A 24,637-nucleotide genomic window follows, 5' to 3' on the forward strand; every position below is an offset into this window, starting at 1 on the left:
CGTGCATGTACGTACGGTTCTTACCAAACCGTGAGCCTTCGTTGCCAGTTGCTTGTCAGCAACTAGATTGGCACCGCGGCATCCCCAAAAAATGCCGCGGTGGCCGGCGCGGGCTTAGGCAACGGTGTCTCACCGGCATCATCGCGTCGGCCACTCGAAAATGTCTTCCTGGCGGTTCAGTGGTGGAGAAGCCTCTGTTGGCCCCGGCGCTCAAGCGAGAGGCCGCTCCTGCCTCGCGGCATGCTTCGAGCCCAAATCTCCGATCAGTCGGCGGTACTGGGTTTCAGGTGGACCGTAAGAGCCTCGCGCCAACTTCACGAGACCGTCTCGATCGCGGATCGTGATCTCTCCGCGGCGCGCTCGGATATAACCATAACTCTCGATCATCTGCAGACCCACGGTAACCCCCGGACGCCTGACACCAAGCATGATGGACAGAAATTCATGGGTTATCATAAGCCTGTCTCCGACAGTGCGGTCGCTGCACATCAAAAGCCATCTCGCCAGCCGGACTTCCAGGCTCTGCCGTGCGTTGATCGATGCCGTGTAGCTTGTCTGAACGTGGAAATATTGGACATAGCGCAACAGGAACGACCGCAACGTAGGGCTGTTCTCCAGGGCTTCGACGAATGGGGCAGCCTCTACCCGGAGGGCCTCGCATGTCGACTGGACGTAGCAATCAAAGTTCGCCTGGTCGTCCCCCATGATCAGGGCCGAACCGGTCATTCCTTCGAACCCGATGATTCCGACTTCCGCTTCGGTCGCCGCCGAAGTCCTGGCCACCACCGATGCCAGTCCGCTTTCCAGAAAATAGACGGCTTCGATCTTCTGCCCCGCAGTCTCCAGTGGCGCGCGCAAGTCCAGGAAAACGCTCGCCAGATGCGGCCTTAACCGCGCGAAGTCGTCCGCGCTCATGCGGCGAAGCAATTCGCTCTTGGCTTGCAGTATCTGGTAATCCACGAGACTCTTTTCCCTTGGGCAAGAGCACTGGGATCTCTTAGCCGGTTGCGCCCGTCTAACGAGCGGACGGTAACGAACCATAGACCTCGTCTCGCGCAGCACTAGACGGGCCGGCGTGTTGGTATGAAACCGACAGTTACTGCTGAAGACTCGAAGGCCTTGCTGGCTGACCATCTTTCGCCAGCAAACGAGCCTCCCGCAGGATAGAGGCGCGATCGAACCCGAGGAGCGATATGATTTCACGTATCTGCTGTTCAATGGCGCCTGTATCCCGCGCCAGCGCGGTTATCGCGTCCAGTGGCAGACCGGGGTGCTCGGGCTCCTCGCCATGCAAGGCCATGCCTCGTGATGGGCAAGAGCGATGGTCACTCCCAAGCGTCAGCGCCCAACTGTGCTGCTGACGATTTTCCTTTGTACGCTTCCGTACGGAGCTTTGCGAGTCAATTCGGGCCGAGGCTGATTTTGAGGGTTCTTGCATCCTTGCGTCGTCCGTCCGTCGCCCCCGAAATTGTTCGGAACGATTGCTCGGCTGAGAGGTTCAGATATTCCACCCAACAGGAGTCTCGAACGATGGATCACACCAACCACGTACGCCTCACAAGCACCGAACTGACGCCAGACATTCTCGAAGACGCCACGATTTACGACGCGGACGACAACAAGGTCGGCAGCGTTTCGCATGTCCACGGCTCTGGAGCCGCCAGTCAGGTCGTCATCGATGTCGGCGGCTTCCTCGGCATAGGCGCCAAGCCAGTGGCCGTTCCCGCGAGCCAGTTGGAATTCATGCGCGATGAAGACGGCGACGTTCACGCGGTGACGAACTGGACCAAGGATCAGCTCAAGAGCATGCCCGAGCATCACGATGCATGATTTCAGCGACTTCACCTTGAATGGGAGCGGCCGTTCGGCCGCTCTCTGAACGTCCCTTGGGCGCGACAGGATGGACAGACGATGCGGCGCGAGACCGGAGCCTGCTTCTGCGGACGGATCGCGGCAGCCGTGGATGGAGAGCCTTTCTGGATATGCTACGATCACGACGACGATTGTCGCCGGGCCATCGGAAGTCCGCTGACGATCTGGGTCGGTTACCGGCCGAAGCAATTTCAGCTTCTTAGGGGAACTCCGAAGGCCTTTTCCAAAACGCCAGGCGTCACCCGCACGTTCTGCCCAGACTGTGGAAGCTCGATAGGCTATAGCGACGAAGGCCTGCCGGACGAGTTCTATGTGACCATCGGCTTCCTCGACAAACCTGAAGGTTTTCGGCCGCAAGCCCATGCCTATTGGGACCTGAGGCTACCGTGCATCGAGTTTGATGACAGCCTGCCACGCATCGACCGATATTCGAGGAAGCGCGACCCGACGTTCGGCAACCCGCGCGACCGGTAGTCGCGGTGCGAGCCGCGAGGGCATCGGCGGAACCTGACTACCGCTAGCGGGTTATTCGGGCAGACCCGTCGGGTGCCACCATGCCATCGACCGTGATCCAAAACACACAATACGATCCCGCCACCAAGATCCTCTCGGTCTGGTTTGTGCCGAGCGGCAGACGTTACGATTATGAGGGTGTTGCGCCGGCAACTTATGCCGCTTTCACCAAAGCCTCCTCAAAAGGCCGCTTCTTCAATGAATTCATCCGAGATCGCCATCGATACCGCCGCGTGGCGTGACAAGTTCAGCCATGAGCAGGCGATGCACGGAACCTGACCGGCATCGTCTCGTTGACGTCTCGTCGAAGCAAACCAGGCAACGACAGTTCATCTGGATATGGTCGGGCGTTGGCACCGGCAAAGATCGATCGGAACAGGGCTTCAAGGGAGTTCAAGAGCCATGACGGCCAAGAAGCAGAAGACCGAAAGCAAGGACAAGAAGGCGCTGCGCTTGGCAGAGACCACCGACGTCTCACCCAAGCAGGCCAAGGAGCTCATGCGAAAGCATGGCAAGGACAGCCCCAAGGTCGAGAAAGAAGCCAGAAACTTCAAGGCGGAAGGATAGGATCCGCATTGACGCCCGACCTGTATGACCCTGCAAGCGATCGGCCGCCAGGCAATTCGGTATTAAGGGGGTGCCCCGGCCTTTTCGGCCGCGAGCGCAAAGGGGAAGCGCAGCACTAGGTTGCGGTTCTCGTCAAAAATCTCGAAGGCCAATCCGGTACGCAGCGGCTTGCCATGCAGCAGCTCTTCGGCGAGGATTTCCTTCGCCGACGCCATCGCGTTTTCCTCGGCGCTCGCGAGATCAGGAAATTCCTGGCCCTCCGGATCCTCCTGCAAGCTTCCGCTCTCATCTCGAAGGTCGAAAAAGTATCTGGACATGCCGACTGAACTCCTGCTCATCGCGATGGTGGCCTCGGAAGCGCCAGCCTCAGATTTCAGTGCCTGATATACCCGGATTGTCGAAGAGCACGGCGAGGCCATGCTCTATGGCGCAGGCCGCAATCAGATCATCGAAGGCCTTTCCCGAAAGCGGGCAACTTGGCATCACCTCTCGGATTGCGGTTCCGGCCTTGGCTGTAGAGATCACATCGTGGCGCTTCTTGCGTGTCTCGACATATTGCTCGACCAGGATTTTCAGGCGCCTCACCGCAACGTCGTCCGTAAACATGGATTCCTCAGCCAATGCCTGAAGTAAGGCTGTCGGCCTGATCATCGTGCCGACGGTCTCGGGGTTAGCCGGGATTGCTCGCACAATATTTCCATGGACAGTTGGTTCCCCCGACGGCTCGCTTGGTAATTTTCGTACAGGGAATACCCTTGCCCCGCGCTTTCATCGGGGCGAACCGACAGCCGATTTCCGAAATGGCGAGCCTTCAGGCTTGCATCACCTTGCGGCTGTGACGCGCAACGACACTTTCCTCATCGGTCGCAATCACGCGCACCTCCACCTTGCTCTCCGACCGACTGATGATTTCGGCGTGGGTGTCGTTGGCGTGTTCTTCAAGCACCACGCCAAGCCAGGTCAATTTTTCGCATATGGCGTTGCGGATAGACGCGGACCGTTCGCCGATGCCGGCGGTGAATACGAGGCGTTCAAGACCACCCATCGTGTTTGCAAGCGCCGCGGCCTCTCTCGCGGCGCGAAAGGCGAAAAGCGCCATCGCCTCATGAGCGCGAGGATCATTGCTCGCTTCCAGCGTCCTCATGTCGCCCGAAATACCGGATACGCCGAGCAGTCCCGACTTCTCGTAAAGGATTGTCTGCAGTTCCTCAGCCGCGATGCCTCTTTCCAGTAGGAAGTACAACAGCACGCCGGGATCGATGGCGCCGCACCGCGTGCCCATGACGAGGCCATCCAGCGCCGAAAACCCCATCGTCGTATCGATGCTCTTGCCCTGCTGCAAAGCGCAAAGGCTGGCACCATTGCCGAGATGGGCGACGATGGTGCGTTTCGCCGCAAGAGTTGGCGATATCACGCTGAGCCGCCCGGCGATGTATTCATAGGAGAGACCGTGAAACCCGTAGCGGCGCAAGCCTTGCCCTTCATACTGGCGCGGAAGGGCGAAGCGCCGCACGAGCGGATCGATCGTCTGGTGGAAAGCGGTGTCGAAACAGCCAACCTGTGGCAAGTCCGGTTGCAAGGCAGCTATCGCGCGGACCGGCGCGAGACTGCGAGGCTGATGCAGCGGAGCAAGCGGCGTCAACCTGTCGATGGCGTCGATGATGTCTGGGGTCAGACGGACAGGTTCGATGAATTCGCTTCCGCCATGCACGACGCGATGGCCGGCGCAGAGCAGGTTTCTTTCGCCAATTTCGCTCTGCACCAAATTCAGCATCTCGCCTATGGCCGCATCACGCGGCTTGTCGGCGGCGAGCTGCCGCTCGCACTGCACCGTTCCGTCGGCCGCCTTTGCGCGGAGTGTGGGTGTGTCGCCCAAGTCCAACGTGCCGCGTGAAACGAGCTGCAGATCCTGCGACGAGGCAATATCGTAAAGCGCGAACTTTATGCTGGACGAACCGGCATTCAGCGCCAGGATCGACCGGTGGGTCATCGGCGCGCCTTTGCCGCGCTTTTGCCGGGCCAGCTCCATTCCTGGATTTCGGGCATGTCTTCGCCGTGCTCGCGGACATAGGCCCTGTGCTTCACCAGCCGGTCGTGGAGTTCGCCCGCAAGCCCTTCGGCCCTTTCGGCCAGTCCCGGCACGCGTTCGATGGCGGCGAGCGCGAGGTGGTAGCGATCGAGTTCATTGAGCACCACCATGTCGAACGGCGTCGTCGTGGTGCCCTCCTCGCGGAAGCCATGCACATGCATGTTGTCATGGTTGGCGCGACGGTAGGTCAGGCGATGAATGAGATAGGGATAGCCGTGATAGGCGAAGATGACAGGCCGTGTCTTCGTGAACAACGCGTCGAAGTCTCCATCGGCGAGGCCGTGCGGGTGCTCGGTGTTCGACTGCAGCGTCATCAGGTCGACAACATTGACGACACGTATTTTCAGGTCGGGGATCGCAGAGCGCAGAATGTCGGTCGCGGCCAACGTTTCCAGGGTCGGCACGTCGCCGGCGCAGGCCATGACCACGTCGGGCTCCTCGCCCTGAGCAACCGTACCGGCCCATTCCCAGATGCCCGCCCCCGCCTTGCAATGCGCTTCGGCTTCTTCAATGGACAGCCATTGCGGTGCCGGCTGCTTGCCGGCGGTAATGACATTGATGCGGTTATAGGTTCTCAGGCAATGATCGGTGATCCACAGCAGGGTGTTGGCGTCCGGCGGAAAATAGAGCCTTACCGTATCGGCCTTCTTGTTGGCGACCAGATCGGCAAAGCCCGGATCCTGATGGCTGAAACCATTGTGGTCCTGCCGCCAGACATGGGAGGTCAAAAGGTAATTGAGCGAGGCGATCGGCTTGCGCCAGGCAAGCTCGCCGGAGGTCTTCAGCCATTTGGCATGCTGGTTGACCATCGAATCGACAATGTGGATGAAGGCTTCATAGCAGGAGAACAGGCCGTGCCGGCCGGTGAGCAGATAGCCTTCGAGCCACCCTTGGCAAAGATGCTCACTGAGCACTTCCATGACACGTCCGTCACGGGAAAGATGGACGTCGTAGGGTTCGATGCGCTGCATCCAGATCCGATCGGTAACTTCGAACACCTCATCGAGGCGGTTGGATGACGTCTCGTCCGGCCCCATCAGGCGAAAATTCCGCGCCTCGGCATTGAGGCGGAACACCTCGCGAAGATAGCTTCCGCAAATCCGCGTCGCTTCAGCGATGACGCCACCTGGACGCGGCACTTCCAGCCCCAGGCTTTTCCAGTCTGGAAGCACAAGATCGCGCTTCAGCAGTCCGCCATTCGCGTACGGGCTTGCACCCATGCGCTTTGTCCCTGTTGGGGCAAGTGCCGCTAGCTCTGGCAACAGGTGTCCGCTTTCATCGAACAGCTCTTCCGGTTTGTAGCTTCGCATCCAGTTTTCGAGGATCGTGCGGTGGTCCTCATTTCCGCGTGCGTTCGACACCGGCACTTGATGCGAGCGCCAGAAACCCTCAACCTTCTCGCCATCGACCTCCTTGGGACCTGTCCACCCCTTGGGGCTGCGCAGCACGATCATCGGCCATTGCGGGCGTTGACCATGCCATCCCGGAGCCCGTGCCTGCTCCTGAATGGACCGGATGCGATCGAGCACCGTGTCGAGCGTCGCGGCCATCGACTGGTGCATGGAAAGCGGCTCGTGGCCTTCGACGAAGAACGGTTCGTAGCCATAGCCGGCGAAAAGCTTTCGCAATTCCTGGTCGTCCATGCGGCCGAGGATCGTTGGGCTGGCGATCTTGTAGCCGTTGAGATGCAGGATCGGCAGGACGGCGCCGTCCGACATCGGGTTCAGGAACTTGTTGGAATGCCATGCCGCCGCGAGCGGACCGGTCTCGGCTTCGCCGTCACCAACGACGCAGGCAACCACCAGGTCCGGATTGTCGAAGGCCGCACCGAAGGCATGGACCAAGGCATATCCCAGTTCACCGCCCTCATGGATTGAGCCGGGCGTCTCGGGCGCGGCATGGCTTGGCACGCCGCCGGGGAAGGAAAACTGCCGGAACAGTTTCCTGAGGCCGTCTTCGCCCTGCCCGATATCGGGATAGATCTCGCTATAGGTGCCCTCGAGCCAGGTGTTGGCAACCATTGCGGGACCGCCATGGCCCGGGCCGCAGATAAACAGAACATCAAGGTCGCTTTCGCGGATAACGCGGTTCATATGCAGGTAGAGAAAATTCAGCCCCGGCGTCGTGCCCCAATGTCCAAGCAGCCGCGGCTTGACATGTTCGGCCTTCAACGGTTCGCGCAACAGCGGATTGTCGAGCAGGTAGATCTGGCCGACCGAGATATAATTCGCGGCGCGCCAGTAACGGTCCAAGAGGTCGATCCGTTCGTGGCCGATAGCCTGCGGCGTCGCGGCTGCCTTGTCGTTCATCGACATCTCCAGCTTCGGTTCGCTGGTGATAACTGGGGCATTTTTGCGCTTGAGCAACCCCCGACTGCCGCCGTCCGGGGCGGCGTCGCGACCCGCGCAGCCAAGAGACCGGACGCTATCCCGGCGGGCACACGGCTCTGTCCGCAGATAGTCGGGAACCTTGAAGTCTTCTGGCGGTTAGAAACTGGAATCGCGAAGGCAGGCTCAAGGCAGGTACCGCGAAGGATCGCCTCGAAGCGTTGCACCAAAGGGGAGCTAAAAGATGCTCGATCTTCCTCGTGCCCGTGATCGAATGGTCAAAATCCATGTCGGCCGGCGCGGCATCCATGACCGTGAGATTCTGCAGGCTATGCGCGAAGTTCCACGCGAGGCCTTCGTCGAACCCGGCTTCGAGGAATTTGCTTATGAAGACACGCCGCTGCCGATCGCCGACGGCCAGACCATATCGCAACCCTACATCGTCGCGTTCATGATCGAGATGGCGGATGTCAAACCGGGTGACCATGTGCTCGAAATTGGCACCGGCTCGGGGTACGCGGCCGCGGTGATGAGCCGGATCGTCGAACAGGTCTACACGATAGAGCGTCATCCCGGTTTGGCCGAAACCGCGAAGCGGCGGTTTGAAAAACTCGGCTACCAAAACATCGAGGTTCGGACGGGCGATGGCACCAAGGGCTGGCCGCAGGCAGCGCCGTTCGATGCCATCGTGGTGACAGCCAGCGGTCCCGGCGCACCGCTCGCCCTTCAGGAACAACTCGATGTCGGCGGCAGGCTCGTCATTCCGGTCGGCGACGACCCGGATTTGCAACGTCTGCTCAAAGTCACCCGGACAGGCGCCGCAACCTATAGCGAGGAGGATTTCGGCGGTGTGCGCTTCGTCCCTCTGATCGGCGAGCAGGGTTGGTCGGAAAACGGCACAGTCACCGACGTCGGTCGTCCGCTTCGACATCCCCATCCGATCAGCCTGCCTGATATGATCGCGGCCGCGGCCGAACCCCTGCCCGATTTCGACGATCCGGCCTTCGGCGCATTGTTCGATCGGTTCGCCGACCGGCGCATTGTTCTGCTTGGCGAGGCAAGCCATGGCACGTCCGAATTCTACAGGGCGCGCGCGGCAATCACCCGCAGGCTCATCGAACGCCACGGCTTCACCATCGTCGCGGTCGAGGCGGACTGGCCCGACGCGGCGGCGATCGACCGCTACGTTCGCCATCGTCGGCCGCGAACCGGCACTGGTGCGCCATTCCAGCAATTTCCGACGTGGATGTGGCGCAACACCGATGTCGCGGCCTTCACCGACTGGATGCGCCGTCACAACGAGAAGCTAGAGCCTTCGGAGCAAGCAGGGTTCTACGGCCTCGACATCTACAATATGAGCGGTTCCATCGGCGCGGTCCTCGACTATCTCGACCGGGTCGATCCCCAGGCAGCCAAGATCGCGCGCGAACGCTATGGCTGCCTGACGCCCTGGCAACACGAACCGTCCACCTACGGCCGCGCGGTGCTCACCGCCGGCTATCAAAAATGCGAAAAAGCGGTGCTGGAACAATGCCGGGACTTGCTCGCCAAACAGCTCGAATATGCAAAAAGGGACGGCACCGACTTTCTCGATGCCAGTCAGAATGCCCGGCTGATCGCGTCCGCCGAACACTATTACCGGATCATGTACTATGGCGGCGCGGAGTCCTGGAACCTGCGCGACACGCACATGTTCGAAACGTTGGAACATTTGCTGCATGCCGACGGCCCCAAAGCCAAGGCCGTGGTGTGGGCGCACAATTCCCATATCGGCGATGCCCGCTTTACCGAGATGGGCGTCGTCAGGGACGAACTGAACATCGGCCAACTCTGCCGGCAGCGTTTCGGGGATGAGGCAGCGCTGATCGGTATGGGCACGCATTCCGGCACTGTAGCGGCCGCCAGCAACTGGGATGGCAAAATGGAGGTGAAGCAAATTCGCGCGTCGCACGCCGACAGTTACGAACGGCTTTGCCACGATTCCCTTGTGTCGCGGTTCCTGCTCGACCTCGGGCGCGACACAACGCTGCGTGAGCGGTTGCTGGAACGCAGGCTGGAGCGATTTATCGGCGTGATTTACCGGCCGGAAACCGAGCTGGGCAGCCACTATGCGGACGCTTCCCTGCCCCGGCAGTTCGACGCGTTCCTATGGTTCGACAAAACCGCGGCAGTGACGCCGCTTGGCCCGGAGCATGCAAGAACCGGCGTTCCCGACACCTATCCATTCGGGCTTTAGCCGGCGCGCTGCGAACCAATGAAGAAGCCGAGGCGTGGAACCGGAACGAATTATCCGCTCTGCGATTTCAAAACTGCAATCCCCGTCGAAGGAGTTTTCTCATGACCGGAACCAAACATCCGAAATGGAAAAAACCGAGCGATGCCGACTTGGCGAACAATCCTGGTATCGGGACTTCCAAGGGAACGATCAAGGAAGGCGAAGAGTTCGAGCTTGAAGGCGAGAACACGGTCGAAGGTGACGTCGAAAACGACACGACCGCCGCTGGCGGAATCGATCCAAGACAAAAGATGCGGACCAACAAATAGCTGCCCTGCGCGTCGCTGGGATCAACTTCGCCGGAGGAGTGAACCATGCCACTTGCCCTTAGCAGTGCCGCCTTTGCCGAAGGCGGACAAATTCCCGAAAGATACACACGAGACGGGAAAAACGTATCGCCGCCGCTGAAATGGTCTGGAGTGCCAAATGAAGCAAAGAGCCTTGTTCTCGTCGTTCAGGATCCTGACGCGCCGAGCGGAACGTTTGGTCATTGGGCGGTGTTCAACATCTCCCCGGACACAAGGGAACTTCCCGAGGCCGAAAGCGGCAAGCCGGGTCCGGGCGCCCTCAGGCAAGCAACGAATGATTTTGGCAACGCCTATTACGACGGCCCTGAGCCGCCGGTCGGACATGGCGTTCACCATTACCATTTCCGGCTGGCCGCGCTCGACACCCCGAGCCTTGCCATTCCAGCCAGCGTGGGCATCGAGCGCATCTGGCGGGAGGCGCAGAAACATTCGCTTGAGCAGGCTGAACTCATCGGAACCTACGAGCGCAATTCGTAAGTTAATGACCAGGGGCGACCGAGGTGGCCTGCTGCGCGGAACGGTTCTCCTCCTCGCCGGTTGTCTGGGAAAGGAGATGGCGCCATGTTTGGAGATATCATGTGGTTGGTCGTCGTTGCCGGCGGCCCATTGCTGCTGATCGTGCTGATGGCCTATGCCGTTATCGCACGCCGTCGGCGTGGACCCGCCGAACGAAGGGAGAGCGACCGAGCGACCGACCGGCTATACCAGGACAAGCGTTGATCCGCATCGGCGAGACCTCCGATTGGCAAGACATCCAATCGGCAAGACATCCAATCGGCAAGACAGGGGATCGTATGCCGCACCGAAGCGACGACGATCCCCAACTACGGTCAGCGCATTATCCTTTGCCGCAACCACGCAAAGAACCTGCCGCTGATGGCTGAGCGGACCCGCGTCGCAGCCCAGCGCGCTTTCATGGTTGAGCCGACGTGGCAATCGCAGACGATGTCGTGCAACTGCCAGTCGTTCAACTCGAAAAAGCGCTTTGCCTCACCATATGTGTCGTCTTTCAAACCCGATGCGCGCAGCACTGGATCTTCGAAGGCAACCGAAATTGCCGTACCCTCGCCCCGCATCATCGCACGTGCTTCAGGGTGCAAATGTTCAGTCCCTGCAAAGGCCCCAAGGCATCGCTCGGGACTACGCTCCAGCAGTTCAGCCCAGCGCTCTACGCGCTGATTTCGTGTCATTGCGGAATAGGCAGCCGACGATTCAATCTTGGCGACGGCATGCAGTTGGTCGAGTGTTTGATGTTTCATGGCCAGCTCCTGTTGAGGCAGCGAAGCGCCCACGCCTTCAAGGGAATTACCGCGCGTTAATGCTTCGACAAGAGCGCCAGGCTGGAGAATTCGACACAACCGGATTGGGCCGGCGGGATCATAAACACGCCGGCTGCGTTCATCGACGGGGCTGCTTGTGACAAGCCACTGATCCGCGACGGGATGCATCCATGTTCATCCAGCCAATCGACTATTTCCTTGCCGTCTGGTTCGCTCTTGCCGCCGCCTCGACGCTTTATGTCGGCTTCGATCAATACCGCAACAATCCCGAACCGGTGGTGATGAAATGGGGTTTCATCCTGGTGACCCTCTATATGGGTCCATTGGGGCTGCTGCTTTATGTGCTTGCAGACAAGGAGCCACGGCCGGGCGAGCATGAAGACTTTACCAGGCCGCTGTGGAAACAGGGGGTCGGTTCGACCATCCACTGCGTTGCCGGCGATGCGACCGGCATCATTCTCGCCGCAGTCATCACGGCAACGCTTGGCTTGCCGATGTGGCTCGACCTCATCGTCGAATATCTGGCGGGCTTTGCCTTCGGCCTGTTCATCTTCCAATCGCTGTTCATGAAATCGATGATGGGCGGCACCTACTGGGAGAACGTGCGCAAGAGCTTCCTGCCCGAGTTCATCTCGATGAATTTCATGATGGCCGGCATGGCACCCGTCATGAGCTTTCTGATGATGGGGCGCGACATGCGCGCCATGGAGCCGAACGAGCTTTTGTTCTGGGGCGTGATGTCGATCGGCGTCATCGCTGGCTTCACGCTCGCCTATCCGGCCAATGTCTGGCTGGTCGCGCGCGGGCTGAAGCACGGATTGATGACGCAGCGCCCGCAGGCGAACGAAACGAGCAGTGGAGAGCCGACCGCCCACCAACAGCATGCTATGCATCACCCCAACGCCGGCGACGGCCGACGAAGCCGCAACACCTCCCATAAGTCCAAACGCAGCGGCCACCAGATGGAGACGGACGCTACCACGCCGCAGATTGCGGCCCTCGGTATTGTGTCGGTGTTGGCGCTGGCGATCGGCATGGCCGCGCCGGCCAACTGGCTGAACCTGACGCTTTCGGCGCGTGACGTCGGCGGCGCGATCATGCCGCAAGGCATGATCATGGGTCGCGACACGCCGGCGGAGGCCATGCGTGACATGGCTGCAACCGATCCGCGTCGCGTTACCTCGTCCTATGCTCTTGCCGCCAAGGGCGACCAGGAACTGCCATTCCGCCTGGAGAACGGCGTCAAGGTGTTCGAGCTCAGACCATCGGTGGTCCGCTGGCAGATCCTGCCCAACGTCGCGGTCGACGCCTATGCCTACAATGGCCAGATTCCCGGTCCGCGCATCCACATTCGCCAGGGCGATAAGGTTCGCATCGACGTCACCAACGACCTGCCCGAAGAAACCACGGTGCATTGGCACGGCATGATTCTGCCGAACCAGATGGATGGGCCTGCCGAGATCACCCAGCCGCCGATCGAACCTGGACAATCCTATTCCTATGCATTCACCGCGACCCAGCACGGGACCTATTTCTATCATCCGCATGCCAAGCCGGACCGCACCCAGGCGCTGGGGCTTTATGGGGCGCTGATCATCGATCCCGCCAATCCTGCCGACGAGGTTCCGGCTGACCACGACTATGTCATCGAACTTCAGGAATGGCTGGTGCGTGATGGGCTGACCTACCCCTCAATGCCAATGGAAGGCGGCATGCCGAACTTCTTCACCATCAACGGTAAGGCCTATCCCGCAACCGACACCATTCCTATGAAGGTGGGCGAGACGCTGAAGGTGCGTTTCATCGGCACCAACAACGGCTTCGTCCATCCAATGCATATCCATGGCGGACCCTTCGAGGTCGTCGCCCGTGACGGTGAGACGCTTTCTCCCTCGGCACGCTTCCTGGCCGATACCATCAATGTCGGACCGGGACAGCGCTATGACGTCGTGTGGAAGGCGCTGCGTCCCGGCAAGTGGCTCATTCACTGCCACATCCCGCATCACACGACGAACAACAATGTCGAGGAGAAGGGCGGCGGCGGGTTGATGGTCGTCATCGACGTCGGCTAGATCTGCCAACCCCTGTGGATTTACCGATGTTATTCGGAGGCCGCGTTGTTGCGCGCTACTTCTTGATAATGGTTCCGTTGCGCAAGTCGAATGCTTCGGTACCGCGAGCCTGACGGTAGAAATCGTCCTGCAATTCGCCCCACTCGCCGAGAAAGGCGCCGCAATTGCTGCAATGAATTGGCGTCGATTCCTCCGCGTTGTCGGGAATGTCCATTTGGATAGTCCCACAAGCCTTGCAATCGAGTTTGTCGTCCAACCGTCGTCCCATTTCCCAATGATTGCGCATTTTCGGCCATGAGCCAATTGTCGATTTCGTACCAAATCGCTTCAACCGCCGGTGAGTCCTCCAGCCATGGCTCATCGGTCAATCGCGAGAGTCAAAAAGGACGGCCAGCCCCAGTTCCCGTGCCAGCTCGACGATCGTCTCCATCAACTCATCGTCTGTGTCCTGCAAATAAGGCGCGTCCCTGCGAGCGGCCTCTATCGCCGCTTTGACCGAAACAATGTCGCCGTATCGCGCACTTCGAAGCTCCTCTGCCAGAAACGCCTTGGCGGTACCGACAGGTCTTATTGCCCATCTGGCGATGCTCATGCGGCTCCCTCCCATGGTCACCTCTGCTTGATTTTGATCCTGTCCAAGGTGCAGATCAATCGATGGTACGATTCCGTACGAAACCGCCCAACCGGTTGGGAGACAGCCGTGTGACGGACGCCCTGGCCAAGGTTTTCGGCGTCTCTCTGGGGTGAGTTGGGACGAAATCGCCCGGCGGGACCAGCCCCGCGGGAACCATCGCTCAGCATGGGGGTTTCTTCAAAATCTCCTCGAGGATGCAAGGAGCGACCATGCGCATGTTGACGATAGCTCTCGTACTTTCCGGGGCGGTCATCATTCAGCCCGTCTACGCCCAAACTGTTGGCCCGCAGCCTCCCCAGGTGACGCCACCGCAGGGCGAAGTGCAACCGGAGCTGGCGCTGCCAGATCCAGGCTCTGCTGATTTGAATTTCACCGGCGTTGCCATTATCGCCGTCGAGGATTTGCCTGACGAAATCAAGGCGCAGGCGGATGCCGTGATCAATCAAACCAGCGCCGAAGATTTGCTTCGCCTGCAAAACTCAGTCGATGCTTCGCCTCAGGCGACATCGGCTTTGAGGGCGAATGGGCTCAATTCCTCGCAGGTTGTCGCTGCAAACATAGATGGCGATGGCACGCTGACCCTGATCATCCAGACGACGACTTGAGGCGCCGAAGCAACCATTCAACTTTGCCGATCTGCAGGCGATGGGCTTTCTGTCTCGAGGTTGCGCACTTGCCCCGCGATAAAGAAGCTCCCCTTCGTCTATGCGTGGACGGGAGGCTCTTCATTCTCGTCGGGATTGGGCAGCGGGGTCTCGTCCGGGAGCCTTTCCGGTTCGGGTTCCTCGATCGGCTGGGGCTTCCATGTTGGAGGCGGCACGGGCACATCGCGATTTGGGTCTGGCTGTCTTGGCTGTGGCATCTAACTATCTCCGTTCAGTCGGAACAACTCGTGCGCCGTGCCATGGTTCCTGGCAGAATCCAGCCATCGAGATCGTTACGCCCTCAGGGCACGCGCATGTTGGTCCGCCCAGGTGCCGGCCCAAAAGTTTGCAGATCGTTCGGAACCGGTCGGATTTTCGAGCCGTTGTCATCGACAGGGATCAAGGAGAAGCGCGATGAAGGACAAGCAAGGAAATATCGACCATACATTGCCGCAGGTCGCCATCGACGATCAGCAGGTGCGACAACTGGCGGCCACGACCGATTTGCCGTCCAGGCAGGCTCGCGAACTGGTGCGCCGTCACGGCAACGATCCCCGGAAGCTGGAAGAGTTGGCGAAGTCGATCAACGCCACCAATTGAGTTCAGGCCAATGGGCACCACGGCGCATGCCGCTGGCGTCAGATTTCGAGCAAGGCGTAGGGGCGGCCGCTTGGCTTGGTCACATGCATGGCGACGTTGTAGACCTTGGCTCCGCCAGGCGTTTGACCTTCGTAAGAACCGCGATGTGCATGACCGTGCACGACAGCACTAACCTGGAATCGATCGATCGTCTCCGCCAGGCGTGAAGAGCCCAAAAATGGAAATATCTCCGGCGGTTCTCCCGCGACTGTGTCGGCAATCGGCGCATAGTGGAGGATCACCAGCGTGCGCTTCGCCCGCACCTGGCGCATCGCGTTTTCAAGTCGCATTGCCTCGTTCACGCTTTCGGCGACCATCGTTTTGATGGCCGGTTCACCGAATGAGCCGAGCATGCGTGACCCGAAGCCGCCTATGAATCCCTTCACGCCGACAAAACCCACCTCTTGGATTTCGACTGCCTGCCCGTCGAGGAGATGAACATGCGCCTGGCGCAGGATGTTCGTGACGTCTTCCACCGCACCAGACTCGTAGTCATGATTGCCGAGCACCGCCACGACCGGGATCGAGCAGTTGCGCAGATCCTCGGCCAGCATCTCCGCTTCACGAGGCTTGCCGAGATTGGTCAGATCTCCCGTGAGAACGAGAATGTCCGCTTCGCTCGAAATCTCGCCGAAGAGGTTTCGATACGAGGTTTGCGCATCTTCCCGCACATGGAGATCCCCGACCGCGGCAACTTTGAGCGCGCGTGCGCCGTCCTTGGGCCCGCTGCTCTTGACGGGATCAGCCATCACGGAATTCTCCCACACCACCGACGCCGGCGAAGCCCCATTCCTTGACGTCGATTTCGTAATCGGTTTGCGAAAGCAGTCGCCCACGGCAGATCTTCATTCTTGGAGACGGCAACTGCCGTTGCTTGGCGAGGCGGTCGAGCAATTCATCGAGCAGCCACGCCGGGATATGATCGCGCTCGCTCGGATAGATCCATCTGAAATTGATAAGCTGCATCAACAGAACCTCCCAGTGAACCTCCAGATAAGAAAGCAGCCGGTGCCAATCGATCTGATCGCCCGCCTTGAGAATCGTATGAGCGATATCGGCGCCATCGTGTCGCCCTCTGTCCTGGATAAAGCATTTGGACCAGATGAGTTCGGTCGGGCCGATGATCCGCACCCTGCTGCCCAACAGCTCTGTTTGGCGGGCGTGTTCCAGCCACAGGTCGCCAACAGGCACCGTGCCGTTGGCCGAGCCGAATATGACGTCGAAGAAATGCGTGCCCTTGAACACCTTGCCGAGCCACCGGTCATCCTCGATTTCGACGGCATATCCAAGCTGCTTGAAATGGGCGAGGATCCGCGCGTAATCGCCTGCCTTGCAGAAAATATCGAGGTCCTTGGTCTGGCGGGTGACACCCGTATAAGCGCTTACCGCGTAAGTCCCGGCGACCAGAAAGGGTATGTCGGTGGCGGTAAGCTCGCGGATTGCTTCCGTGTAAAATACCTCCGCCTCGGCATTTTTGAGCGTCGGCGCCGCTTTTGCATCGATCTTGGGAAGCGAGACCAGAACGTTTTCAGGCAATGGACCATTGGTCATGAAACGATGACTCCGAATCCGGCAACCGGTAGTCGCCCGCTGTGGTAACAACGTGAACCTCGCCTGGTTCCGCTACCAGGCGACCAGCCAAGGTTCATTCTCGTCACGCACTGGAAATTTCGGGATCGCGCCTGCCGATCCAAACTGCCAACGTCCTCGTCAGCAGCGCAATGTCGCCTCGAGATCGGCCCATGCCACCGCCAATGTCCCATTGGCCCAAATTTGAAACACCAGGTGGGTGATCGATCCCGATTGTTTTAGAGTTTATTGGGCTTACCCAATCGGCCCACAAAGCTGAAGCCGAGGCGCTTGACTTAGACGCAACCGATTGGCGTGCGCTAAGCCATCATCAGGATCCATCAAGCCATGACACCCTCGCCTCCCTTTCTCGGCTTTCCCGATCGCCTGACAGATGGCCACATGCCCCGCGCAGTGATCTTCGGAGCCGGTCACGGCAGCACTTATCCCGGCAAGGACAGCCGCGGCCATGCCTTGGCGGCGGATGCCATCCGAACTGCGAGCCAGGACGATGCCGCGCTCGTCGAGCACTGGAATTTCGATCTCGGCGGCCCGCTGTTCGACGGCAAGCCGGCCTCTTGCATCGACGTCGGCGATATCTTGACCACCATGCATGACAATGCCGGCAACAGGGTCAGGATTGAGGCAAAAACGCGCGAAATCCTGGTATTGCCGGCCGTGCCGATCCTGATCGGCGGCGACTGTTCCATGACCATTCCCTTCCTCTCCGGCTTTGCGGAGCACGGGCCGGTCTGGGTCCTGCAGATCGACGCCCATATCGACTGGCGCGACGAGGTTCAGGGCGAACGCTACGGCTATTCGAGCCCGATGCGCAGGGCGAGCGAGATGCCGCATGTCGCAGGCATGGTGCAAGTCGGCCTGCGCAGCGTTGGCAGCGCACGCATCACCGAGATCGAAGCGGCACGGCGCTATGGCAGTCGCTTCGTGACCGCCCGCGAGGTTCACGCTCAGGGCGTCGAAGCCGCGCTCCGGCATATTCCGGAAGGCGCGCGGGTTGTCGTCACCCTCGACTGCGACAGCCTCGATCCAAGCATCATGCCGGGCGTAGCGGCGCGTACACCCGGCGGCCTCACTTACTTGCAGGTGATCGACCTGATCGCCGGCCTCGGTAGACGGGCCCGGATCGCAGGGTTCGACCTTGTCGAGTTCTATCCTCCGGCCGATATTGACGGCCTGTCAGCGCTGACCGCCGCGCGCCTTCTCGTCAATGTGGTTGGCACCGTCGTCCGGCAGGTTTAACGTCAAAATCCTGCTCTCCGCCGCAGACCTGCCCAAAAGCGCGTGAGCGAGCTTGCGGTTGAAATGCCCTTTTCCACACCTGGGTATTCGATCCTGCCTTGTCCGACCGGCTCGTCGCTCCAGACCAAGTTGAAAGCAATGCCCTTGAGCCCAAGCTCCCCGATCCGGCGTACGATCGTCTCCTGCAGATAGATATCGGATATTCGCACCCCGTCCGCACGCTCGGGCAGCTTGAATATCTCGGTACCGCCGATTGCGTTCGCTCGAAGGACGAGGCTTTCGATCACCATTATGCCGCCATCGTCAAAGCGAACGATCTTTGAACGTTCCTCGTCCAGCGCATCGATCACGGTGGTGACATTGCAGAGCGATATTGGCTCGTCAGCACGAAGCGGCAGGAATTCACCGTACGGTTCGAGGGTTGGCCGAAGCAACTTCAACGCCCTCGCCCGCAGGATGAGCACATGCTCGCCAAGCCATGGAAAATCTGAATATTGCCGGAACGTACCGTCGTCGTGTTCGCGCAGGATCTCCATCCCGGGCGGATGCCATTGTGTCTGCTTCCGGCCGCAGAGCGTCGAAAACAGCTGGTAGTCGTCCGCCTGTCGAGGAAGGACCCATTCCTGTCCTTCGACCACACTCAGGACATAGATATTCATCCGATCCCCCGCACATCATTGCCTTGGTAGACTCGGCCTGCTGCGCGGCTCTTCGCGCGCGTTCTCACCGCTGGTCCGCGACAGCCGTTTGCGGCACCGGCGGCAATTCGGGTGCATCCATCCCCTTGAAAGGGTCACGCCAGGCGTCGATGTCTTCAAGCCGACGGTACCAGCGGCTGACAGAGGAATAATCGTCGAGCGGCAATCTGGCGGCATCGTTGAACGGCAGAAAGGTCGCCATTCGAAAATCGGCATAGGAAACCGAATTCCCGACCAGCCACTGCCGCTCGGCAAGCACGGCGTCGAGTATTGCCGCGGCCGTATGGAATTGGTTTAGGCCCTCCTCCACCCGCTTCTGATCGATCGGGCCGATGCCGTACCGCTGTTTGGTCCCACGTTCGAAATGCACCGTGTCGCAAGCGAGTGCGAAGTGCTCCTTGCCCCAGCTGAGCCAACGGATCATCTCGGGTTCGTCATCGCCGGTGCGCCAGAAATCCGAATGCGCGTCGCGCGAGAGCCTGCAGGCTATGGCGTCTGCCTCCCAGAGGCTCTTTCCCTCATCATCCACAAGGATGGGCAGTGAGAGATTGGGATTTAACGGCCGATATTTCTCCGCCTGCCCCGGAGCGAAGGGCGAGGCGAATTCAAATTCGACTTTCGCGTCGAGATGGAGTGCCGCCGCGACCGCCAATCGAGGATTGGGATTGCGGCTGAAATGCAGCTTCATAGGGCACTCCCGGCGTGACTGGATCTGCCGATCAGGAACGTCATAGCAGCCGTATCTGATAGCTCATCACGCGCTTTGCCCCCGGCGCGATCACCATCAGGCCTGGTTTGTCGACAAAATCACCATCGAAGTCGACCGGGCTTGCAATGCCGTGCCAGGGTTCGATGCAAAGGAATGGCGCGCCGCCCGGCTTTGACCAGACGCCCAACTCCCGAACCCCTTGCCAGGACATCTCCAGAGCCAGGCCACGCTCGGCGGCATAACGCACGCTGGAGCTGGCGATCTGGTCCATGATCACCGCGTCCTCGTCGAACAACCGCTCAGAGAGCGGGAGTATGTTGCCTTCGACAGGCGTCGGCTGTGGCGTTTTCAGCAGCAGTCCGTCCTTAAGGCGGCGGATCGGCGCCGGCTCATCATCGGCAAAGATCAGCCGGTAATCCGTCTTGGCCAAATCCGGCTGCAAGGGCCAATTGAACGCCGGGTGCGCCCCGATCGATGCCGGCAGGAACTCATCACCGGTGTTGGTGATGTCGAAAGTCACATCAAGCTGCTGGCGGACCAGCGTATAGGTCACTTCAAGCCGAAAGGCGAATGGATAGCGCGCCCAGGTGTCGGCGTCGTCAGTGAGCACCAGCGTGCAGGATCGCGCCCCCTTCTGCGTCCAGGCAAACGGCTTGTCGCGCGCAAACCCGTGCTGCGTCATTGGATAGGTCCGGCCGCGATGGCGCAGATGATCGCCCGCCAGCCGCCCCACGATCGGGAACAGCACCGGCGAGTGCCGCCGCCATTCTGGCCCCGCCTGCCACAGGAATTCAGATCCGTGCGCGTCTTGCAGCGAAATCAGTTCGGCACCCTGCGCGACGATGGTCGCCGAGATGTCGTCGCCATGAAGCGTTTGGCTGTCCTGTGCCACATTTCCTCGCGGGTCGTTGTTGAAGGCCGGCGCGGTCGGCAGACTAGCAAAAGCTCTTGGGGACTCAAGGTGTAAGCTTGGTTCTGCAGGAACGAATTGTGGCCGGAGGATCTCCCTCCGGCCACCTCTCCGCATCAAGAGCAATAACCCTCGCTCTTGCCCACAGCGGATAGTCGTTATTCGCGTTCGCCGGTAAAATTCAGCAGCAGCTGGAAGATGTTGATGAAGTTCAGATAGAGCGAGAAGGCGCCGAAGACGGCAAGTTTCTGGCGCGATTCCGCGTCGAAATTCTCGGCATACTGTTCTTTGATCGTCTGCGTATCCCAGGCGGTCAGGCCGATGAACACGGCGATGCCTATCACCGAGATGGCGAACTGCAGCGCGGTCGAGCCGAGGAAGATGTTGACGATGCTGGCGATCACCACGCCGATCAGGCCCATGATCAAGAACGACGAGAACTGGGTCAGGTCGCGCTTTGTCGTGTAGCCGTAGAGACTGGTGGCGCCGAACATGGTGGCGGCGATGAAGAAGGTGCGCGCGATGCTGGTTCCGGTGAAGACCAGGAACACGGAGGCGAGCGACAGGCCCATGACCGCGCAGAAGGCCCAGAACATCGCCTGGGCACTCGCCGCCGACATGGTCTGCATTTTGAACGAGAACAACATGACGAAGGCGAGCGGTGCCAGCATCACCACCCATTTCAGCGGGCTGGAGAAGATCGGCACGTAGAGCGCCGGCGTCGATGAGATCATGAAGGCGACGAGGCCGGTGACCACCAGGCCGACGCCCATGTAGTTGTAGACGCGCAGCATATGCTGGCGCAGGCCCTCGTCGAAGATGGCTCCGGTTTGGGCGCCGGCGCCGACGCGATATCCCAGATTGGGGGTGTTCATTTGCGTTCTCCTTTGTGGATCGATCAGTAAAGCGTCTTGGCAAGCGTCTCGGCGGCGCGGTCGAGGTCGTGAACCTCGCTTCGTCCGACCACCGCATAGGCGACATCGCCGATCTGGAAATAGGCCGACGAAATGTCGCCCGAGGGCGCTATCGTCGGCTTGACGACGTCGAAGGTTCCGGGCCGGATCGCAAACAGCGACACCAGCCCCATGTCTTTCGTCTCGACCGCCATCTCGACGCTCGGCCCAAAGCGCGACGGATAGATCTGCACGTCGCGCACCCTCCAATCCGTCGGCAGCGACGGCATGACGATGGCAGTGGCGGCGCGGATTTCGCCGGCGTTGTAATTGGGCGCTTCCGGCTGCGACGGCATGCTCTCGCGCACCAGCGTCGTCCTGTGGGCCTGCACCGCCTCGTCGACATAGGCGGGCGGCTGCGGCGAGGCGACGACCTTGGTCACCGACATCGGCCCGATGATGCCGTTTGCCAGCCAGCCGGCGGCGACGAAGCCGGCGACCGCCGCCGCGCGCTGCAACACGCCGAAGAGCCGGCCGCGGGCAAGCCCCCTCTCCAGCCGCCGCGCGGCATCGGCGGTCGCGGGCCGCGCCATGCCCTTGGAGCCGGCCAAACCTGCGGAACCGGCAAGCGCCACGCGCAGTTCATCGCGGGTCCTGAGATCCGACATCACGCGCGCCGCCGCCTCCGGGCGAGCGGACAAGAATGCTTCGACCTCGATGCGGCGGGTGACGTCGACCTGATCGTCGACATAGGCGTCGAGGTCGATATCGGTCACGGGATCGACAGTTGCGGTCATGACGGGCCTCCAACGATCCTGAGATGGTTTTTTGCCTTCGCCGGCTCCTCCATCTCGCGCAGTGCGGCGCGCGCCCTGCCGATGCGCGACATCAGCGTGCCGAGCGGCACGCCGCTGGCATCGGCGGCCTGTTGATAGGAGAGGCCTTCGATGGCGACGAGGTGCAGCGCTGAACGCTGTTCTTCCGGCAGGCTGAAAAAAGCCTCGCGCACCTGCGCCAGGCGCACCGAATGTTCCTGTGGTGCCGGCGTGCTGCCGTCGGCTAGGTATCCAGCCTGTTCGACGCGCGACGCTTCGGACTTGCGGGACCGCATCTTGTCGATGAAGGTGTTGTGGACGATCGACAGCAGCCACGCGCGCAGGTTTCCGCCGGAGCGGAACGTGCTGCGCCGCTCATAGGCACGCACCAGCGCGTCATGGACAAGATCCTCGGCGTCGGTGCTGTCGCGCGTCAGCGAGCGCGCATAGCGACGCAGCGAACCGAGCTGTCCTAGGATGTCAAAGCGTGGCATCGACGGTTTCATGTCCTGTTTACGGAGCATGTGGGGATTTTAATCCCTGCCCTGCCCATTTTTTCCCTTTGAGGACATCGTTCGCCTCTACCCTCGCCTCGCAGCATCGAGCGGCTATCCCTGGAACCGCATGATGAAGCCGAGAAATACAAGCTCCCGGAATCGTTGTGCGGGTGATTTCCATCGGTGCATCGACGGCAGGCATGGCGGCAGTGGGCCCAATGTGGCGACTGGAATGCAGTAGATCGTGCCTACTTCACACGCCTCTTCTCCAGCTTCCTCGCCAGCGTCCGGCGGTGCATGCCCAACCGTCGTGCTGTCTCGGAAATGTTGAAGTCGGCCTCCACCAGCATTTCGTGGATGCGCTCCCATTCGAGGTTCTTTATCGAGGTTGGTCGCTCGGCGAGCGGCACCGAAGCATTGCCCTCGACCTGGCCGAAAGCGGCTTCAATGTCGTCGGTGTTGGCGGGCTTGGCAAGATACTGGCAGGCGCCGAGCTTGATCGCCTCGACAGCGGTGGCGATGCTTGCAAAGCCGGTCAACACGACGATCCGCATTTCAGGATCGTGCTCGTGCAGCGCCCTGACGCATTCCAGGCCCGAGCCGCTGGCAAGCTTGAGATCGACGACGGCATATTGGAAGGCAACGGTGCCGATCAGCGCATGCACGCCGTCGACGCTCCGGCAGCTATGCGTTTCGTAGTCACGCCGTTCGAAAGACCGGCGCAGTGCGTTGGCAAAGGCGATGTCGTCCTCGACGATCAACAGCGTGCGTTTAGTCGGCATTGTGCCCTCGCGGAGACAGAGCAGCCAGCGGCAGATGCAACGTAACCGAAGCTCCCCCCTCGGTTCTATTTCTTACGGTGACGCTACCCCCCAGCTTGCGGATGACATTGACGACCAGAAACAGGCCGAGCCCGCTACCTGGCCGGTTTTTGGTCGACGTATAGGGCTTGCCGAATTCAGCAAGCATGGCTTCTTCAAATCCCGGTCCCGCGTCGACAACTTCGACGATAAGATCGTCAGCGTGGCGGCTGACGATCAACCCGACCCATAGAGGCGACGCTTCAAGTGCGTTGTCCAGTACATTGAACATCACCTGTTTGAGCGCAGGATCGGAGACGATCTCCTGGTTGGCGCCGAAACGCCTGGTGTATTCGAAACCTTGCGGCAGCCGTGTCGATTTCCATTCGGCCACCAGCTCCGCCAGGAAGGTGTCGACGGAGGTGCGAACCGTGCCTTCGCCGCGCAATTCGCCCGACGACATCAGGATTCCCGAAACGATCTTCTTGCAACGGTCCAACTGGCCCTGCATCTCCCGGATTTCCTGCGCCAGATCCGGATCGGCCTCGAGAGCCGGCATGCGCTGCCAGTCGTTGAGGATGACCGAAAGCGTGGCCAGCGGCGTGCCGAGCTCATGCGCGGCGCCAGAGGCGAGCAGGCCCATCCTGACGATGTGAGCCTCCTCCGCCGACTGCTGGCGCAAATCCGCAAGATGGGCGTCGCGGGTGCGAATGTTGTTCTGGACCCTGGTGATGAACAGCACCAGAAGCGTTGCCGCCAGGACGAAACAGATGAACATGCCTTGGATGTGCAAGCTGAACAGCCCGGCACCGTGTGCGGCGGGCAGGCTGATCTCACGGTAGAAAGTGGTCAGCGCGATGAAGCACGTGCTTGCAATGAGAACAAGGGCCCAGACCGACCATGTCTCCAGCAGCACCGCGCCCAGGATGACCTGGAGCAGGTAAAGCGAAATGAAGGGATTGGACGCGCCGCCGCTCAGGTAAAGCTGGACCGTCAACGCGGTGACGTCGAGCAGCAGCCCAAGAAACAGCTCGGTGTTGGTGATCGCGTCCTGGCTGCTGTGCCGGCGCAGGCTGGCGACATTGAGAGCGATCAGCAGCAGGATCACCACCGCCATCGGCACCAGCGGCAGGCCGATGCCAAGCGCGTAGCGGACGAACAGGATCGTCACGATCTGACCACCGACCGCGATCCAGCGCAGTTGGATCAGAAGCAGGAAATTCTGTTTGTTGGTCTTGTCGTGCAGAGTCATTGGGCCGGGAGGTC

At 60.5% G+C, this 24,637-nt stretch carries 30 protein-coding genes; 12 read left to right on the forward strand and 18 right to left on the reverse strand.

All coding sequences use genetic code 11. The features are described from left to right. Window positions 1–210: 210 nt before the first annotated feature. Window positions 211–960 carry a Crp/Fnr family transcriptional regulator gene (locus NKI66_RS04330; RefSeq protein WP_352751028.1) on the reverse strand — a complete coding sequence of 250 codons (750 nt, stop codon included), beginning with the start codon at window positions 958–960 and terminating at the stop codon, window positions 211–213. A gap of 570 nt (window positions 961–1,530) precedes the next feature. Between NKI66_RS04330 and NKI66_RS04335 the strand changes: the two genes are divergently transcribed. The 4 genes from NKI66_RS04335 to NKI66_RS04350 all read left to right on the forward strand — a co-directional run bounded on the left by NKI66_RS04335 (window position 1,531) and on the right by NKI66_RS04350 (window position 2,952). Next, window positions 1,531–1,830: a PRC-barrel domain-containing protein gene (locus NKI66_RS04335; protein WP_013531539.1), complete on the forward strand. Its 300-nt coding sequence runs from the start codon at window positions 1,531–1,533 to the stop codon at window positions 1,828–1,830. 81 nt (window positions 1,831–1,911) lie between these two features. Then, window positions 1,912–2,346, forward strand: a complete 435-nt coding sequence (locus NKI66_RS04340; protein ID WP_352751030.1) for a GFA family protein — start codon at window positions 1,912–1,914, stop codon at window positions 2,344–2,346. Window positions 2,347–2,426: 80 nt separating this feature from the next. Beyond that, window positions 2,427–2,627 (forward strand): KTSC domain-containing protein, encoded by a 201-nt coding sequence (locus NKI66_RS04345; RefSeq protein WP_023811991.1) that lies wholly within the window; start codon window positions 2,427–2,429, stop codon window positions 2,625–2,627. Window positions 2,628–2,787: 160 nt separating this feature from the next. After that, window positions 2,788–2,952 (forward strand): hypothetical protein, encoded by a 165-nt coding sequence (locus tag NKI66_RS04350; RefSeq protein ID WP_023811992.1) that lies wholly within the window; start codon window positions 2,788–2,790, stop codon window positions 2,950–2,952. 62 nt (window positions 2,953–3,014) lie between these two features. On the opposite strand, the gene NKI66_RS32645 is transcribed toward NKI66_RS04350, so the two are convergent. From NKI66_RS32645 to NKI66_RS04370, 4 genes are all read right to left on the reverse strand, one after another. Continuing rightward, the gene (locus tag NKI66_RS32645) at window positions 3,015–3,371 is read right to left on the reverse strand and encodes a DUF6894 family protein (RefSeq protein ID WP_502897967.1); all 357 of its coding nucleotides are present in this window, start codon (window positions 3,369–3,371) and stop codon (window positions 3,015–3,017) included. Beyond that, window positions 3,319–3,558: a hypothetical protein gene (locus NKI66_RS04360; protein WP_352552075.1), complete on the reverse strand. Its 240-nt coding sequence runs from the start codon at window positions 3,556–3,558 to the stop codon at window positions 3,319–3,321. Before NKI66_RS04360 ends, NKI66_RS32645 begins: the two co-directional genes overlap by 53 nt. 205 nt (window positions 3,559–3,763) lie before the next feature. Beyond that, window positions 3,764–4,942, reverse strand: a complete 1,179-nt coding sequence (locus tag NKI66_RS04365) for an acetate/propionate family kinase (protein WP_352751032.1) — start codon at window positions 4,940–4,942, stop codon at window positions 3,764–3,766. Further along, a complete protein-coding gene (locus tag NKI66_RS04370) occupies window positions 4,939–7,350 on the reverse strand; it encodes a phosphoketolase family protein (protein WP_352751034.1) in 2,412 nt (803 codons plus the stop codon). Before NKI66_RS04370 ends, NKI66_RS04365 begins: the two co-directional genes overlap by 4 nt. 262 nt (window positions 7,351–7,612) lie before the next feature. On the opposite strand from NKI66_RS04370, the gene NKI66_RS04375 reads away from it, so the two are divergent. The 4 genes from NKI66_RS04375 (at window position 7,613) to NKI66_RS04390 (ending at window position 10,671) form a co-directional block, all read left to right on the forward strand. Then, window positions 7,613–9,604 (forward strand): protein-L-isoaspartate(D-aspartate) O-methyltransferase, encoded by a 1,992-nt coding sequence (locus NKI66_RS04375; protein WP_352751036.1) that lies wholly within the window; start codon window positions 7,613–7,615, stop codon window positions 9,602–9,604. Window positions 9,605–9,705: 101 nt separating this feature from the next. Then, a complete protein-coding gene (locus NKI66_RS04380; RefSeq protein WP_013531530.1) occupies window positions 9,706–9,912 on the forward strand; it encodes a hypothetical protein in 207 nt (68 codons plus the stop codon). Between the two features lie 45 nt (window positions 9,913–9,957). After that, the gene (locus NKI66_RS04385; RefSeq protein WP_352751038.1) at window positions 9,958–10,428 is read left to right on the forward strand and encodes a YbhB/YbcL family Raf kinase inhibitor-like protein; all 471 of its coding nucleotides are present in this window, start codon (window positions 9,958–9,960) and stop codon (window positions 10,426–10,428) included. An 84-nt stretch (window positions 10,429–10,512) separates the two neighbouring features. After that, window positions 10,513–10,671, forward strand: coding sequence for a hypothetical protein (locus NKI66_RS04390; protein ID WP_128304463.1), 159 nt, complete (start codon window positions 10,513–10,515; stop codon window positions 10,669–10,671). Between the two features lie 110 nt (window positions 10,672–10,781). On the opposite strand, the gene NKI66_RS04395 is transcribed toward NKI66_RS04390, so the two are convergent. After that, the gene (locus NKI66_RS04395) at window positions 10,782–11,210 is read right to left on the reverse strand and encodes a hypothetical protein (protein ID WP_128304515.1); all 429 of its coding nucleotides are present in this window, start codon (window positions 11,208–11,210) and stop codon (window positions 10,782–10,784) included. Window positions 11,211–11,401: 191 nt separating this feature from the next. Here NKI66_RS04395 and NKI66_RS04400 point away from each other — a divergent pair, with 191 nt between their 5' ends. After that, window positions 11,402–13,303 carry a multicopper oxidase domain-containing protein gene (locus NKI66_RS04400; protein ID WP_023812001.1) on the forward strand — a complete coding sequence of 634 codons (1,902 nt, stop codon included), beginning with the start codon at window positions 11,402–11,404 and terminating at the stop codon, window positions 13,301–13,303. Window positions 13,304–13,358: 55 nt separating this feature from the next. Here the strand turns inward: NKI66_RS04400 and NKI66_RS04405 are convergent, their stop codons facing one another. Beyond that, window positions 13,359–13,517, reverse strand: a complete 159-nt coding sequence (locus NKI66_RS04405; protein WP_023812002.1) for a hypothetical protein — start codon at window positions 13,515–13,517, stop codon at window positions 13,359–13,361. Window positions 13,518–13,667: 150 nt separating this feature from the next. Further along, on the reverse strand, window positions 13,668–13,895 hold the full coding sequence (locus NKI66_RS04410; RefSeq protein WP_023812003.1) for a hypothetical protein: 228 nt from the start codon (window positions 13,893–13,895) through the stop codon (window positions 13,668–13,670). A gap of 251 nt (window positions 13,896–14,146) precedes the next feature. Here NKI66_RS04410 and NKI66_RS04415 point away from each other — a divergent pair, with 251 nt between their 5' ends. Both NKI66_RS04415 and NKI66_RS04420 read left to right on the forward strand, forming a co-directional pair. Continuing rightward, window positions 14,147–14,542 (forward strand): hypothetical protein, encoded by a 396-nt coding sequence (locus tag NKI66_RS04415; protein WP_352751041.1) that lies wholly within the window; start codon window positions 14,147–14,149, stop codon window positions 14,540–14,542. A gap of 453 nt (window positions 14,543–14,995) precedes the next feature. Continuing rightward, complete coding sequence (locus NKI66_RS04420) at window positions 14,996–15,181, forward strand: hypothetical protein (RefSeq protein ID WP_023812005.1); 186 nt, start codon at window positions 14,996–14,998, stop codon at window positions 15,179–15,181. 38 nt (window positions 15,182–15,219) lie between these two features. On the opposite strand, the gene NKI66_RS04425 is transcribed toward NKI66_RS04420, so the two are convergent. Both NKI66_RS04425 and NKI66_RS04430 read right to left on the reverse strand, forming a co-directional pair. Continuing rightward, window positions 15,220–15,969, reverse strand: coding sequence for a metallophosphoesterase family protein (locus NKI66_RS04425; RefSeq protein ID WP_352751043.1), 750 nt, complete (start codon window positions 15,967–15,969; stop codon window positions 15,220–15,222). Continuing rightward, window positions 15,962–16,771, reverse strand: a complete 810-nt coding sequence (locus NKI66_RS04430) for a nucleotidyltransferase family protein (protein ID WP_023812007.1) — start codon at window positions 16,769–16,771, stop codon at window positions 15,962–15,964. The genes NKI66_RS04425 and NKI66_RS04430 overlap by 8 nt, the downstream gene beginning before the upstream one ends. A gap of 366 nt (window positions 16,772–17,137) precedes the next feature. On the opposite strand from NKI66_RS04430, the gene NKI66_RS04435 reads away from it, so the two are divergent. Then, window positions 17,138–18,049, forward strand: a complete 912-nt coding sequence (locus tag NKI66_RS04435) for an agmatinase (protein WP_352751045.1) — start codon at window positions 17,138–17,140, stop codon at window positions 18,047–18,049. Window positions 18,050–18,051: 2 nt separating this feature from the next. Here the strand turns inward: NKI66_RS04435 and NKI66_RS04440 are convergent, their stop codons facing one another. From NKI66_RS04440 to NKI66_RS04475, 8 genes are all read right to left on the reverse strand, one after another. Beyond that, entirely contained in the window at window positions 18,052–18,708 is a 657-nt protein-coding gene (locus NKI66_RS04440) for an imm11 family protein (protein ID WP_352751047.1), read from the reverse strand. Between the two features lie 64 nt (window positions 18,709–18,772). After that, window positions 18,773–19,435, reverse strand: coding sequence for a glutathione S-transferase family protein (locus tag NKI66_RS04445; protein WP_352441524.1), 663 nt, complete (start codon window positions 19,433–19,435; stop codon window positions 18,773–18,775). A gap of 40 nt (window positions 19,436–19,475) precedes the next feature. Further along, on the reverse strand, window positions 19,476–20,348 hold the full coding sequence (locus NKI66_RS04450; RefSeq protein WP_352441525.1) for an aldose 1-epimerase family protein: 873 nt from the start codon (window positions 20,346–20,348) through the stop codon (window positions 19,476–19,478). Between the two features lie 176 nt (window positions 20,349–20,524). Beyond that, on the reverse strand, window positions 20,525–21,241 hold the full coding sequence (locus NKI66_RS04455; protein WP_023812012.1) for a Bax inhibitor-1/YccA family protein: 717 nt from the start codon (window positions 21,239–21,241) through the stop codon (window positions 20,525–20,527). A gap of 23 nt (window positions 21,242–21,264) precedes the next feature. Further along, window positions 21,265–22,056, reverse strand: coding sequence for an anti-sigma factor family protein (locus NKI66_RS04460; RefSeq protein ID WP_127294473.1), 792 nt, complete (start codon window positions 22,054–22,056; stop codon window positions 21,265–21,267). After that, on the reverse strand, window positions 22,053–22,568 hold the full coding sequence (locus NKI66_RS04465; protein WP_245273246.1) for a sigma-70 family RNA polymerase sigma factor: 516 nt from the start codon (window positions 22,566–22,568) through the stop codon (window positions 22,053–22,055). Before NKI66_RS04465 ends, NKI66_RS04460 begins: the two co-directional genes overlap by 4 nt. 251 nt (window positions 22,569–22,819) lie before the next feature. Continuing rightward, window positions 22,820–23,353 (reverse strand): response regulator transcription factor, encoded by a 534-nt coding sequence (locus NKI66_RS04470; protein WP_023812014.1) that lies wholly within the window; start codon window positions 23,351–23,353, stop codon window positions 22,820–22,822. Next, entirely contained in the window at window positions 23,343–24,623 is a 1,281-nt protein-coding gene (locus NKI66_RS04475) for an ATP-binding protein (RefSeq protein WP_031213491.1), read from the reverse strand. Before NKI66_RS04475 ends, NKI66_RS04470 begins: the two co-directional genes overlap by 11 nt. Window positions 24,624–24,637: the final 14 nt, after the last annotated feature.

The sequence above is a fragment of the Mesorhizobium sp. M0518 genome (assembly GCF_040321125.1).
GTDB lineage: Bacteria > Pseudomonadota > Alphaproteobacteria > Rhizobiales > Rhizobiaceae > Mesorhizobium.